The organism is Dactylosporangium siamense, assembly GCF_016862795.1.
Lineage (GTDB): Bacteria > Actinomycetota > Actinomycetes > Mycobacteriales > Micromonosporaceae > Dactylosporangium > Dactylosporangium siamense.
In genome coordinates this window covers 1-13,112 of sequence record NZ_BONQ01000060.1, presented here as the reverse complement: position 1 = coordinate 13,112, position 13,112 = coordinate 1, and the positions used below count along the sequence as shown (strand labels likewise).

The window sequence follows — 13,112 nt, the reverse complement described above, 5'->3', positions numbered from 1 at the left end:
GAACAGCGATTCGTTGCGTCAACCGGGTGCAGCACGGTTGCCGCCACCCGGCTCACGGTCGACGCCGCCCGCCACGGGCACGCTCAGCGCAGCTCCCGCCAGTCCCCCGGCTGGGCGAGCAGCCCCGAGACGCAGTCCATCGCGGGCTCCTCGGCGTCGAACTCGTAGGTGCGCACGCGCCCCTCGGCGCCGCCCTCACGGGACTCGACCCACCAGTGACCGGCGTCCTCGAACAGATAGATGTCGCGGCGGGCGAACCGCCCCCAGGTGCCGTTCCACCAGTGTTTCCTACGCTCCATGAGGAGACATTCGAACACACGTGCCAACCCCGGCGGAAGCCCGACACGCCCATATCGATCAAGTCTGCTGCATGACGGTTAGCCGGGTGGCGCGCCGGGTACGCCAACGCATGCCTGAGCCACGGAATCTGGGGAGCTGACCATGGTGCAGGACCTCGTCGGCCTGCTCGTCGCCGAACACCGCCGGCTCGAGTCACTGTTCGCCGACATCGAGACGGCGCGGTCGCCGGCCGCGCGGCGGACCGCCCTCGACGCCGCGGTCACCACGCTGGCCGCACACACCGCGACCGAGGAGCGGCTGCTGCACGGCCACCTGCCGGCGGAGCTCGCCGAATACGAGGCCGCCGAGCACCACCGCATCCACGACCTCGTGGCGCGGCTGACCGAGCTCAACGACGTGGACCCCGAGTTCCGGCCGCTGCTGGCCGCGCTGCTGGAGGCGGTCCGGGAACACGTCCAGGAGGAGGAGACCGAACTCTTCCCGCGGCTGCCGCAATCGGTGCGTGTGACGGAATGACCAGACGGGTAAGCCGCTATTTATGGCAGTTCCGGAAGACAGGCAGCCGCTGATCGCCACGCTGAAGCGCGCCGCGTATCACTTGAAGGACTCGGGGATCCCGTTCTGCCTGGCCGGCAGCTTCGCCGTCTACGCGCGCGGCGGCGAGTCCGTCGACCACGACATCGACTTCCTCATCAAGGCCGAGGACGCCGAACGGGTCCTGACCGCCCTCGCGGAGGTCGGGTTCCGCGGGGAGGTGCCGCCCGAGGGCTGGCTGGTGAAGGCGTTCGACCCGGTCGGGGATCAAGAGAACCTGATCGACTTCATCTTCTGCCCGGTGCAGCGGCCGGTGACGGACGCGACCCTCGCCGACACCGACGTGATCGCCGTCAACGCGTGCCACATGCCGGTGCTGTCCGCGACCGAACTGATGATCCACAAGGTGCTGACGTGGTCGGCGCACTACTGCGACTACGCCCGTGGGCTGCCGGTCGCGCGGTCGCTGCGCGAGCAGATCGACTGGCCCCGCGTCTACCGGGAAACGGCCCACTCCCCGTACGCGCATGCTTTCCTGTTCTTGATCGACCGCCTCGGCGTGATGTCGCTGGACGAGACCAGCGCCCTCGCCGCTTCCCTGTGAGGAGGCACTCGTGATCATTGACCAGCACGTCGAGAGCGAGCTGCACCAGCTGCTGATCGAGGACGCCCGGATCTCCGAACAGGGCATCCGGATCGTGCGGGCCGGCGACGGTGTCAGCCTCGTCGGCGAGGTGGAGAGCGCCGAACGCCGCGACCTGATCTGCCGGGTGGTCGCCGAGGCGTTCCCGGACCTGCCGGTGCGCTGCAACATCGGGCTCACCAGGGTCCAGGAGCCGCAAGACGTGGAGGAACTATGACGTCCGAAGCCGAAGGTTGCGTCAGAGTCGCCGCGGTCGGCGACGTCCACCTCGACGCCGACGTGCTCGGCCGGTACCGGCCGGCCCTCGAACATGTCGGCGACAAGGCCGACATGCTGCTGCTCGCCGGCGACCTGACCCGGCACGGCACGGCCGAGGAGGCGCGGTGCGTGGCCCAGGAGTTCGGCGGGCTGGCCGTACCGGTGATCGCGATCCTCGGCAACCACGACTACCACTGCGACCAGCAGGCCGAGGTGACGAAGGCCCTCGAGGACGGCGGGATCACCGTCCTGGAGCACTCAGGCACCGTCCTGCGGGTCGGTGACGTGCGCGTCGGTGTCGCCGGGGCGAAGGGGTTCGGCGGCGGGTTCGCGGGGGCGTGCGCCAGCGAGTTCGGCGAACCGGAGATGAAGGCGTTCACCCGGCACGGCCGCGAGGCGGCCGAACGGTTCGGGACCGCCCTGGCCGAGCTCGACTGCGACGTGCGGATCGCGTTGACGCATTATTCGCCGGTGCCGGACACGCTGCTGGGCGAGCCGCTGGAGATCTACCCGTTCCTCGGTTCGTACCACCTGGCGCAGGCCATCGACGCGACGCCCGGGGTGGGTCTCGCGGTCCACGGGCACGCGCACGCCGGATCGGAGCGGGGGACGACGCCCGGCGGTGTTCCCGTCCGCAACGTCGCCCACCCGGTGATCAAGCAGGCCTACAACGTGTACCAGTTGTCCTCGGTGCTGACCCCCGCCTAGGTCTCTTCCCCCGCCTACAGCGGCGTCACAGCGGCGTCACAGCGGCGTCACAGCGGCGTCACAGCGGCGTCACAGCGGCGTCACCAGGGCGCCGCGCAGGTGGGTCAGGGCGTGCGCGAGCAGCCGGGAGACGTGCATCTGGGAGATGCCGAGCCGGTCGGCGATCTGGGTCTGGGTCAGGTTGCCGAAGAACCGCATCGCGATGATCTTCTGTTCGCGCTCCGGCAGCTGGACGATCAGCGGCCGCAGCGACTCCCGGTCGTCGACTGCCTCCAGGTCACGGTCGACGCCGCCGAGGAGATCGGCGAGCTCGGCGCCCGCCTCGTCGCCGTTGGCCGGCGCGTTGATCGACAGGGCCCGGTAGGCGTGCCCGGACTCGATGCCCTCGATGACGTCCTCCTCGCTCACGCCGAGCTTCGCCGCCAGGTCGGCAACGGTCGGGGAGCGGCCGAGGTCCTGCGCGAGGTCGCCGGAGATCTTGGAGATCTCCAGGCGCAGCTCCTGCAGGCGGCGGGGCACGCGCACGTCCCAGCCCTTGTCACGGAAGTGCCGCTTGAGCTCGCCGACGATCATCGGGATGGCGTAGCTGGTGAACGCGGCGCCGCGGGTCGGGTCGAACCCGTCGACGGACTTGATGAGGCCGACGTTGGCGACCTGGTTCAGGTCGTCGAGGGGTTCGCCGCGGTTGCGGAACCGGCGGGAGAGGTACTCGGCGAGCGGCAGGTGCAGCTCGATGATCCGGGCGCGGGTGCGCTCCCGGGCGGGACTGCCGGCGGGCAGGTCGGCCAGGAGCAGCAGCAGCGTGTGCGCCTCGACCTCGCCGTCGCGGTGCTGGCCGCGGTTGCGCCCACGGCCGGGCGGGGCGGCGACGACCGGTTGCGTGACCGGCTGCGGCGCCTGCTGCACGGCGGGTTTCGCGGCGGGTTTCGCGGCGGGGTTCGCGGCGGGTTTCGGAGCGGGTTTCGCGGTCCGGCGGCGGGTGGTGGCGGGCTTGGTCACGGGACGGTGGGCGGTGGCGGTCATGGGGGATCCCCCTGCCTGCGCTGCCATGGCCGTGCGCCACTGTGCGGGCTACGGCCACGGGAGGAGTTTCGCCAGATGAACGCCCTGGTCTCGAGCGTCCGGCGCGCACCCGACGCCGGCGATCGCGGCTGTTTGACGATCGCGGCCTATCAGCCGTTCAGCTGATGCTGCGGGTCATACAAACGTACGCCTATCGCCCTGTGATGACAAGGTTACGAAGTGACGTCGGTGAGCGCCTCGTCCTCGGCGTCCGCGTCGGCGTCGGTCTCGGCGTCGCCGGTCGTGGCGCCCTCGCCGGTCACCGCCCGGTAGACCCGTTCGACGTCGATGGCGGTGCGTTCCCAGGTGTACCGGGAGCGGACCCGGTCGATCGCGGCGCTGGCGTAGCTCATCCGGCGCACCTCGTCGCCGAGCAGCCCGCGCAGCGCGGCCGCCATCGCCGGCACGTCCCGCGGCGGCACCAGCAGGCCGGTCACGTTGTCGATGACGCTCTCCCCGATGCCGCCGACCTCGTACGCGACGACCGGCACCCCGCACGACATCGCCTCCAGGGGCGTGAGGCCGAACGGTTCGTACCAGGGCGCGCACGCGAGGACGTCGGCCGAGCGGTACCAGCCGGGCAGGTCCTGCTGCGGCACCGCGCCGACCAGCCGGACCCGGTCACCGACGCCGCACCGGTCGGCGAGCTCCATCAGCCGCCGCGCCTCCGGGTCACGGTCGATCCGGTCCGGTGCCGGTCCCCCGACGACGACGAGCTCGGCACCGGGGACCCGGCGCAGCGCCTCGACGAGGTCGGCGAAGCCCTTGCGGGGCAGGAGCGGCCCGACGCTGAGGATGCGGCGCATCCCGGCCCGCAGATGGTCGGCGCGGGGACCGCTGGGCGCGAACCGCTCACCGTCGACGCCGGACGGCACGATCACCGTGTCGGCGCGGCGGATGCCCATCCGGCCGAGCTCGGTGACCTCGTCCTCGCACTGCGCGACGACCCGGTCGACCATCGTGCCGAGGGTGCGTTCCAGGCCGACCCGGGCCTCGGGGCTGCTGTCGTGGTCCTTGAGCAGGCGCCGCTTGACCGTGCCGAGCCCGTGGTAGGTCTGCACGACCGGGATCCGGTGCTCGGCGGTGGCGGTGAGGGCGGCGAGCCCGCTGAGCCAGAAGTGGCCGTGGATGACGTCGGGGCGGGCCGCGTCGTCGCGCCAGTGCGCGGCGAGCCACCGGCCGAAGTCACCGACGTGCGGCAGCAGCGCGTCGACGGGCAGCTCCTCCGCGGGGCCGGCCGGCACGTGCTCGACGGTGTACCCGTCCACGGTCCTGACCACGTCGTCGGGGGCGGCGCCGTCCCGGCGGGTGTAGACCCGCACGTCGTGCCCGCGGCGTCCGAGCGCCTCGGCGAGCGCGGTGACGTGGGTGTGCTGGCCGCCGGTGCCCGAACCCCCGAGTGCGAGAGGGCTCGCGTGCACCGACACGATCGCGATCCTCAACCCGCACCCGCCCGCGACGAAGATGCCTGTTGCACTGTGCGCACCTCCACCTGGCCGACCGCCCTGACCTGCCAACGCCCCTACCCGGGCAGGATGGTGGTAAACATCAACGGTCGAGTCGCAACCGGCTCGGTGGACGCAGGTGCGAACGCGGGTCGTGCGGCAGCACGGAGCGAGGATGTGGGGGGCATGGTGGCCAAGCCGTCGGGCACTGGTCGGTCGGGTGCCGAGCCGGCTGGGCAGGCGCCTGGGCAAGCCGACGGCGGCAGCGCCGAGCCGGCCGAGGCGCTCGCCGCGCTGGTCGCCAAGCTGCGCGCCGAGCTCACCGGCGTCCGCACCGCGATGCGCAACCGCGCCGTGATCGAGCAGGCCAAGGGTGTGCTCGTGGAGCGGCTCGGGGTCAGCCCGGACCAGGGGTTCGATCAGCTGGTCCGGTTGTCGCAGCGCACCAACATCAAGCTGATCGAGGTCGCCGCGGCGATCGTCGGCACCACGTCACCGGACCCGGACGCACCCGATGTGGTGAATCTCATCGATGACGAGCTGCGTCAGCACGTGGCGCGCAGCCGGACCCGGACAGCGCCGGCTTCCGACGTACCGGCGCCGCAGGTGGAGAAGCCACGCCGCCGGGCGAGCCGCACGCCCGAGGTCGAGGCCCTGCAGTCACAGCACCAGCTGCTCAGCGCGCGGATCGCCTCGACGCGCGGCTACGACGAGATCGCCGAGGTGCTCGGCACCGCCCCGACCGCATGGCCCCCGCCGACCGCGATCATGATCACACTGCTCGACCCGGACGGGGCACAGCGCGGCGTCGGCGCGTTCGGCATCCCCGGCGAGGTCCGCAGCCGCTGGTCGCGCATCCCCCCGGACCCGGCGCTGCCGCTGGTCGTCGCCGTCCAGGAGGTCGAGACGATCTGGCTCGTCGGCGGCGAGGAGGTCTCCCGCCGGTTCCCGGTGATGGACCAGCTGCCGTTCAGCGGCGACACCCTGCTCGCGTCGCCGCTGATCTCCGGCGAGCGGGTCCTCGGCGCGATCATCATGAGCTGGGCCGACGGCCTGCCCGACGGCGACGAGCTGCGACGATACGTGGCGGCGCTGCTCGAACCGGTCGCCCGGCAGATCGACACGCTCATCGGCGACGAGATCGCCAGCGCCTGGTTCCACGTCGAGGGCGAGGAGAGCGCGCAGGCCGCCCCGGCGCAGGTGTGGCTGCCGACCGTCGTGGACGTCCTGCACAACCCCGCGGCGCTGCTGTCCCCCGTCACCGTCGACGGCCAGCTCGTCGACTTCCGCGTCGAATACGCCAACGTCATGGCCAGGCAGGTCCTCACCGCCGCCCGCGTCGACCCGGACGAGGCCACGCTCCTCGCGGCGTATCCGACCCTGGGCAGCACGACCCTCCTGCCGGAGTTCGCCCGGATGCTGCAGGACGGCCAGCCCCGCCGCCTCGAAGGGCTGCGCGCCGACCCACGCACCGACGGGGTGCCGGCGACGCAGACCATCTCCGTGCACGCCGTGCGGCTGTGGGACCGGGTGTTCGCGGTGTGGCGCATCGCCACCGAGGCCGACCTGCTCTACGACCAGCTGCTGCAGGCGGAGCGGATCGCCGGGGTCGGCTCGTTCTGCTGGGAGCTGCGCGACCCGGAGCCCCGCTGCTCACCGGAGCTGATCCGGCTCTTCCACGGCGGCCGCGACGCCGCCCGGGTCCCGGTCGACGAGCTCACCGCCAGCGTCCACGCCGACGACCTCCTCGCCGTGCAGGACGCCGTGCGGCGCACGGTCGTGGAGGGCAAGCACCTGCTGGCCGAGGTCCGCGGCGCGGGCCGGGTCAACGGCCGGCGGCTGCGCCTCACCGCGGAGCCCCTGTTCGACGACACCGGCAACGTCACCGCCGTGCGCGGCACCGTCCAGGACGTCACCGAGGAACGCGCGATCGAGGCCCGGCTCCGCCGCGCCGAGGAGGCCCTGGCCGCACAACGGCACCGCCTCGCCGACGAACGCCGCGCCGCGCAGGCCCTGCAGAAGGCCCTCCTGCCGACCGACCCCGAACTCGGCCACATGGAGGGCGTCGAGATCTGCGGCCACTGCCGCTCCGCGGACCGCGTCGGCACCGTCGACGGCGACTGGTTCGACGCCACCTCCCTGCCCGACGGCGGCACGATCCTGGTCCTCGGCGACGTCGACGACCGCGGCCTGTCCTCGATGACGACCGCGGCGCGGCTGCGCTACGCGGTGCGCGCCTACGCGGCCCTGGACATGACACCCGGCGCCATCCTCAGCGCCGTCAACGGCATGCTGTGCGCGATGGAGGTCGAACACACCGCCTGCATCGTCGTGGCCCGCTACTCCCCCACGACCCGCGAGCTGCGCTGGGCCGCGGCGGGGCAGGTCGCCCCGGTCCGCTACACCGCCGCCGGCCAGGGCACCGTCCTGTCCGGCCCGCTGGGTCTGCCGCTCGGCGAGGTGACGGAGATGCAGTACTCCGACACGACCGTGACCCTGGCACCCGGCGACCGGGTGCTGCTCTACACCGGCGGCCAGGCCCGCGTCGACCGCCGCCGTGGCGGCGGCCTGGACCTCGTCCGCCGCGCCGGCGAACACATCGACCTCAGCAACTTCGACGCCATGATCACCCACCTCGTCACCAGCCTCAACATCCCGGAGGACGAGGACGTGTGCGCAATGCTGGTACACGTACCGTGAGCACGCGTTGCCACGGAGGGTGATGGAACCGTTCAGGACATTCCGGGCCGATTTGGAGCGCTGGGCTACGGTGTAGCTAAGCGGTCAGCCGTCACCGGCACCCACCCGTCACACGGTTGGCGCCCCAGCCGTCATACGGTCCTGGCCGTCGTACTGGTCGTCGTCCTGGCCTCGTCCTGGCCTCCCCGCCCGTCACACGGGTCCGGGCGCCCCGGTCCCACCCCCGTCGCACGAGTCCCGGCGTCCCGGGTCTCGCACGGCCCTGGTGTCCCGGTCCTGGTGTCCCGGTCCTGGTGTCCCGGTCTCACACGGTCCTGGTGTCCCAGTCCCACGGCAGGCCGAGGCCGTCGAAGCGGCCGAGGGCGTCGCGGTGCCGGGCGGCCAGGACGATCCGGTCGGGGCCGAGGTGGCCGAGCAGATCGTCGTCGCCGTAGTAGCGGGTCGCCGGGTCGGGCCAGCGCCACAGCGGGTCGTCCAGCTCGCGCAGTCGAAGCCGGACCTGGCGCAGCTCCGCAGGGGCCGGCGACATGTAGACGAGGCCGTGCAGCGGTGTGTACGTCGCCTCGTACACCGCCGCGTACACCAGGAACCGGGACAACGGCACGCCCGTGCTGACCGTGTCGTTCTCGATCACGAGCGGATCGAAGGCGCCACAGGCATGGGCGAAGTCTCCGTGGGCGAAACCTTCCGGGCCGGAGTCTCCCGAGGCGTGCCCGGAATCGCCGGAGGCCGAATGGCCGGGGACGGAATCGCTGGGGGCGGAATCGCTGGGGGCGTAGGAGTACCAGTCGTCGACGCCGGCCCAGAAACGGACCAGGCCGCCTGACTCGACGAGGTCGGCGGGGTCGATCATCACGTGGTCACGGCTCAGCGGCAGCGAGTACCGGGCCGCGACGCGGTGCCACTCGGCGAGGGGCTCCGGCAGGAGGTCCGGCGTGCCGGGCAGGTCCCGGCGGGGGCGGTCGGGCAGCCCGTACCACCTGGCGACGAAGCGCCCGAGGCTGTCGGCGGCGATCACGTCGAGCTCGTACACGCCACAAATCATGCCTGGTGACCCACCGTTGCCGATTCGCGACCAAAAGCTGAACCATCACGGTTACGAATATTCATGAAATCTTGTACTCTCCGCCCGTGCCGGAACCTGACAACGCCAGGCCGGGCGTGGTGGAGCCCACCCCAGACCCCGGGCAGAACCCTGCCCGGAACCCCGATCCGGACACCACCGACACCGACCTCGCCCCGGCGGCCGTCGACGACGAGACGCCCAAGAACGAGACCCACAACACCGAGACCCACAACACCGAGACGCTCAAGAACGAGACCGCCGACGACGGGACCCTCAAGGTCGCGGCCGTCGAGGACGTGGACTCGACCCTCAAGGACGAGAGCGTCCGCGAGCTCGCCGCCCAGTTCGAGGACGAGAAACCGGGCCGGCGCCTCCGCGGCCCGGTCGAGGCCGGCGTCACCGCCGTCGCCGCGGCGTCCGCGGTGCTGGTGCTGTGGCAGGTGTTCCGGCCGCTCGCCCAGGGCGGCCAGTACTACCTCGCCGTCTTCCTCAGCGGTGTCCTGCCGCTCGTGTTCGTGGTGTACCCGTCCGGCGTGCGGATCCGGCGGAAGCGGACCGGTACCCCGGCGGACAGCGTCGGCGGACCGACCGTCGTGGACTGGGTGCTCGCCGTGGCGACCCTCGTGGCGTGCGCCTACCCGCTGCTCCCGTTCGCCAGCGGCGGCTACAACGCGTTCCTGGACCGGCAGGGTCAGCTGGACCCGGTCGACGTCGCCATGGGAACGGTGCTGCTGGTGCTCGTCCTCGAAGCCTGCCGGCGGACCACGGGCTGGGTCCTGCCGGTGGTGTGCGGGGCGTTCCTCGCCTACGACTACTACGGCGGGTACCTGCCGCAGCACTGGTCGCTCGCCCACCTCGGGCTGGACTTCGATCAGATCGTCGACGCGCTGTACAACTCGCAGAGCGGCTTCTACGGCACGCCGCTGGACGTCGCCGCGTCGTACATCGTGCTGTTCACCATCTACGGCGCGGTGCTGGACGCGTCGGGCGCCGGGGCGTTCTTCGTCGAGTTGTCGGTGGCGGCGTTCCGGCGGTCGCGGTCCGCCGCGGGCCGCACGGCCGTCGCGTCGGGGTTCCTGCTCGGCACCGTCTCCGGGTCGGGCGCGGCGACGACGGTGAGCATCGGCGCGGTCACCTGGCCGATCCTGCGCCGGGCCGGCTACCCAGCGGACCGGGCCGGCGGGATGCTGGCGGCGGCCGGGGTCGGCGCGATCCTGTCGCCGCCGACGCTGGGCGCGGCCGCGTTCATCATCGCCGAGTACCTCAACGTGTCGTACCTGTCGGTCCTCGGCTGGGCGACGATCCCGACGCTGCTGTACTACCTCGGCATCCTGCTCGCCGTCGAGATCGACGCCCGGCGGTTCGGGGCGCGGCCGGTGGCGTTGCGGGTCCGGTCGCCGTGGGCGTTGCTGGGCCGGTTCGGGTACCACTTCGCGTCGCTGCTGGTGATCATCGTGCTGCTGGCGCTGGAGCAGCCGGCCACCCGCGCGGTCATCTACGCCACGGTCCTCGCCGCGTTGCTGTCGTTCCTGGACCGCCGGCACCGACTGACACCGCGCCGTCTTGTCGCGTCATTGGCGGCAGGTGTACGCAGTGTGCTCCCCGTCGTCGCAGTCTGCGTCGCCGCCGGCATCATCACCGCCAGCACGACGAAGACGGGTCTCGGCCCGCAGATGTCGGGCCTGATGGTCGACTGGGCGCAGTCCCTGGCGAGCGGGCACACCGCGGTGATCGCGTTGACGGCCGTGTTCGCCGCGGTCGCGCTGACCCTGCTCGGGCTCGCCGTGCCGGTGACCGCGTCGTTCATCATCGGCTGGGTCATCATCGGGCAGGCGCTGCTCGATCTCGGCATCGACGAGCCCGCGACCGCGATGTTCATCTTCTACTTCGCGGTGCTGTCCGAGGCGACCCCGCCGACCGCGCTCGCGTCCGTGGCCGCCGCGGCCGTCACCGGCGGCAGGGTCTTCCCGACGATGTGGCAGACGCTGCGGTACGCCCTGCCCGCGTACCTGGTGCCGATCGCGTTCGTGGTCACCCCGGCCGGCCGGGGCCTGCTGGGTTTCGGCGGCTGGGACGACATCGGGTTCGCGCTGGCCGCGTCCGCGCTCGGCGTCCTCGCGCTGTCCGTCGCCGCCGGTGGCTGGCTCCTCGGCGTCGGCCGGGCCGGTGTCGTGGCCCGGGTCGTCGCCGGGCTCGCCGCCCTGGCCCTGTTGTGGCTGTCCCTGTGGACGGTCGTCACCGGCGTCGCGCTGCTGCTGGTCGCCGCGCTGCTGGTGATCTTCCAGGCGTCTCGTGCAACCCCACCCCACAAGGAGGAACCCGCGTGAAATCCCGGATCCTGGTCGCCGCATTGACCCTCGTCGCGTTGGCCGGCTGCGGGGGCCGGCAGGACGCGAACACGAAGGACACGAACACCGCCGCCGCGATCACCTGCGAGGTGACCGCCGACACCCGCATCTCGATCGCGACCGGCAACACCACCGGCGTCTACTACGTCGTCGGCAACGCCCTCGCGACCCAGATCACCAAGGCCACCAACGACAAGGTGAAGGCGACCGCGGCGGAGACCAGCGCGTCCGTCGCCAACATCCAGGGCCTCGACAAGGATCAGTACCAGGTCGCGTTCTCCCTGTTCGACAGCGCCACCGACGCCGTGCAGGGCAAGGCCGCCTTCGACGGCAAGCCGGTGAAGATCGCCGCGCTGGGCCGCATCTACGACAACGCCACCCAGGTCGTCGTCCGCAAGGACGCCGGCATCACGTCCGTCGCCGGCATGAAGGGCAAGCGGATCTCGACCGGCTCACCCAACTCCGGCACCGAGGTCATCGCCAAGCGCATCCTCACCGCCGCCGGCCTGAACCCCGACACCGACATCCAGCCGCAGCGCCTCGACCTGGGCAAGACGACCGAGGCGATGAAGGCCGGCACGATCGACGCCTTCTTCTTCTCCGGCGGCCTGCCCACCGGCGGCCTCACGGACCTGTTCACCACCACCGGCGACAAGGTCCAGCTGCTGGACCTCGGCAGCCTCCTGCCGGAGATGCAGAAGCTCGGCCCCGCCTACCAGGAGGGCACGATCCCCGCGGCCATCTACAAGACCCCGGCGGACGTGAAGACGATCGTGGTGCCCAACGTCCTGCTCGTCCGCGAGGACATGGACGCCAACCTCGCCTGCGTGCTGACGAAGACCCTCATCGAGAAGCGTGCGGAGCTCGCCCAGGCCAACGCCGCCGCCAAGGGCATCACCCTGGAGACGGTCCGCAAGACCGACCCGGTGCCCCTGCACCGCGGCGCCGTCGCAGCCCTGGACAAGGCCGGCGCGAAGTAGCCACCACCGGGCCGCCCCGTCGCGTCACGGCGGGGCGGCCCGGTAACCCCTGATCTCTCGACCGCTCCCGGCCTCTTCACTGCCAGACGGCCGCTCTCGCCCTCTTCGCCACCAGACGGCCGCTCCCGGCCTCCTCACCGCCGGATGACCCCTCTCGACCTCCTCGCCGCCGGGCGACCACTCCCGGTCTTGTCACTACCGGCCGGAACCGCGCTCACCGCGCTCACCGCGCTCACCGCGCTCACCGCGCTCACCGCGCTCACCCCGCCGCCGCTCGGTGCGACGCCACGATGGTGTGCAGGGCCGCCTGGATCTCCCGCGCCGCCAGTTCGGCCCGGCGCAGCGACGCGAGGTCGTCGGCGTCAGCCGGGTAGAACGTCAACCGCCCGTCGTCGTCCAACGTCATCGGCACGTCCACCCGGTCCAGGATCACGGCGAGCAGCTCCTGCCCGTGCCGCAACGCCGCCGCCGACCTGCGCAGCGCGTCAGCGGTGGCCCGGCGCTCGTCCCGCAACCGCAGCGCCGCCTCCCGCATCGCCCGCCAATCCCCGCGGACCCGCCACACATCGTCGACCGTGACCGTCGCAGCCATACCTCCGACGGTAAGCGCCGGCCCGCCATGGCCGGAAGCAAGATCTTTTTCCTGTGGATAACGTTGCGGTTCGCGGGTGGTGGTCGTCATGCCCTTCAAATATTCAGCTTCAGGGCGCGGGGACTGTATGGCTCCGCCCGGACGCTGGCGCGTCCGTGCGACAGGGTGGCGTGGTCACCGTGACTGCCAAGCCAGGCCCGAACCCCACATGATCCAGGCCCGTTTGAGGTCATCATTCGGTGCTACAACACCACCTTCAGCCAAAATCGAAACCATCGATTACTGGACTGGTCGGTACCAACGCTCCCGAACAGAAATCTTGAACTACCTGGTGGATTTGTGGCCGCGGGCGACCACCGATCGACCAGGTAGTTCAAGACTTCGGTTCCGGCGTGGGCAGGGTGGGAGGTTTCGGCTTTGTGACCGACGGCGGTGTGGGACCACCGAATGATGACCTCGACGGCGCTGGACCATGC

General features: G+C 71.6%; 12 protein-coding genes. 7 read left to right on the top strand and 5 right to left on the bottom strand.

Annotated elements, in window-relative coordinates; all coding sequences use genetic code 11:
• Window positions 1–83: 83 nt before the first annotated feature.
• Window positions 84–299: a hypothetical protein gene (locus Dsi01nite_RS20375; protein WP_203847793.1), complete on the bottom strand. Its 216-nt coding sequence runs from the start codon at window positions 297–299 to the stop codon at window positions 84–86.
• Between the two features lie 142 nt (window positions 300–441).
• Here Dsi01nite_RS20375 and Dsi01nite_RS20370 point away from each other — a divergent pair, with 142 nt between their 5' ends.
• The 4 genes from Dsi01nite_RS20370 to Dsi01nite_RS20355 are packed head-to-tail and all read left to right on the top strand — an operon-like array spanning window position 442 to window position 2,443.
• Window positions 442–816: a hemerythrin domain-containing protein gene (locus Dsi01nite_RS20370; protein WP_203847792.1), complete on the top strand. Its 375-nt coding sequence runs from the start codon at window positions 442–444 to the stop codon at window positions 814–816.
• Between the two features lie 22 nt (window positions 817–838).
• Window positions 839–1,438, top strand: a complete 600-nt coding sequence (locus tag Dsi01nite_RS20365; protein WP_203847791.1) for a nucleotidyltransferase domain-containing protein — start codon at window positions 839–841, stop codon at window positions 1,436–1,438.
• Between the two features lie 10 nt (window positions 1,439–1,448).
• On the top strand, window positions 1,449–1,694 hold the full coding sequence (locus tag Dsi01nite_RS20360) for a hypothetical protein (RefSeq protein ID WP_203847790.1): 246 nt from the start codon (window positions 1,449–1,451) through the stop codon (window positions 1,692–1,694).
• Entirely contained in the window at window positions 1,691–2,443 is a 753-nt protein-coding gene (locus tag Dsi01nite_RS20355) for a metallophosphoesterase family protein (RefSeq protein WP_203847789.1), read from the top strand. Before Dsi01nite_RS20360 ends, Dsi01nite_RS20355 begins: the two co-directional genes overlap by 4 nt.
• Before the next feature lie 69 nt (window positions 2,444–2,512).
• On the opposite strand, the gene Dsi01nite_RS20350 is transcribed toward Dsi01nite_RS20355, so the two are convergent.
• Entirely contained in the window at window positions 2,513–3,466 is a 954-nt protein-coding gene (locus tag Dsi01nite_RS20350; RefSeq protein WP_203847788.1) for an RNA polymerase sigma factor SigF, read from the bottom strand.
• A gap of 212 nt (window positions 3,467–3,678) precedes the next feature.
• Complete coding sequence (locus Dsi01nite_RS20345) at window positions 3,679–4,947, bottom strand: glycosyltransferase (protein WP_203847787.1); 1,269 nt, start codon at window positions 4,945–4,947, stop codon at window positions 3,679–3,681.
• A gap of 189 nt (window positions 4,948–5,136) precedes the next feature.
• Here Dsi01nite_RS20345 and Dsi01nite_RS20340 point away from each other — a divergent pair, with 189 nt between their 5' ends.
• A complete protein-coding gene (locus Dsi01nite_RS20340; RefSeq protein WP_203847786.1) occupies window positions 5,137–7,650 on the top strand; it encodes a SpoIIE family protein phosphatase in 2,514 nt (837 codons plus the stop codon).
• 304 nt (window positions 7,651–7,954) lie between these two features.
• On the opposite strand, the gene Dsi01nite_RS20335 is transcribed toward Dsi01nite_RS20340, so the two are convergent.
• Complete coding sequence (locus Dsi01nite_RS20335) at window positions 7,955–8,683, bottom strand: hypothetical protein (protein ID WP_203847785.1); 729 nt, start codon at window positions 8,681–8,683, stop codon at window positions 7,955–7,957.
• Between the two features lie 98 nt (window positions 8,684–8,781).
• Here Dsi01nite_RS20335 and Dsi01nite_RS20330 point away from each other — a divergent pair, with 98 nt between their 5' ends.
• Together Dsi01nite_RS20330 and Dsi01nite_RS20325 are read left to right on the top strand one after the other, a co-directional pair.
• On the top strand, window positions 8,782–11,043 hold the full coding sequence (locus tag Dsi01nite_RS20330; protein ID WP_308442072.1) for a TRAP transporter permease: 2,262 nt from the start codon (window positions 8,782–8,784) through the stop codon (window positions 11,041–11,043).
• Complete coding sequence (locus tag Dsi01nite_RS20325) at window positions 11,040–12,044, top strand: TAXI family TRAP transporter solute-binding subunit (RefSeq protein ID WP_203847784.1); 1,005 nt, start codon at window positions 11,040–11,042, stop codon at window positions 12,042–12,044. The genes Dsi01nite_RS20330 and Dsi01nite_RS20325 overlap by 4 nt, the downstream gene beginning before the upstream one ends.
• A gap of 259 nt (window positions 12,045–12,303) precedes the next feature.
• Here Dsi01nite_RS20325 and Dsi01nite_RS20320 read toward each other — a convergent pair whose 3' ends face one another.
• Window positions 12,304–12,636 carry a hypothetical protein gene (locus tag Dsi01nite_RS20320; RefSeq protein WP_203847783.1) on the bottom strand — a complete coding sequence of 111 codons (333 nt, stop codon included), beginning with the start codon at window positions 12,634–12,636 and terminating at the stop codon, window positions 12,304–12,306.
• Between the last annotated feature and the right edge of the window lie 476 nt (window positions 12,637–13,112).

Bases quoted from the DNA above. Each gene is read 5' to 3' on its own strand.
- Dsi01nite_RS20375 (WP_203847793.1), bottom strand. From the start codon at position 299: ATGGAGCGTAGGAAACACTGGTGGAACGGCACCTGGGGGCGGTTCGCC.
- Dsi01nite_RS20370 (WP_203847792.1), top strand. From the start codon at position 442: ATGGTGCAGGACCTCGTCGGCCTGCTCGTCGCCGAACACCGCCGGCTC.
- Dsi01nite_RS20365 (WP_203847791.1), top strand. From the start codon at position 839: ATGGCAGTTCCGGAAGACAGGCAGCCGCTGATCGCCACGCTGAAGCGC.
- Dsi01nite_RS20355 (WP_203847789.1), top strand. From the start codon at position 1,691: ATGACGTCCGAAGCCGAAGGTTGCGTCAGAGTCGCCGCGGTCGGCGAC.
- Dsi01nite_RS20350 (WP_203847788.1), bottom strand. From the start codon at position 3,466: ATGACCGCCACCGCCCACCGTCCCGTGACCAAGCCCGCCACCACCCGC.
- Dsi01nite_RS20340 (WP_203847786.1), top strand. From the start codon at position 5,137: ATGGTGGCCAAGCCGTCGGGCACTGGTCGGTCGGGTGCCGAGCCGGCT.
- Dsi01nite_RS20320 (WP_203847783.1), bottom strand. From the start codon at position 12,636: ATGGCTGCGACGGTCACGGTCGACGATGTGTGGCGGGTCCGCGGGGAT.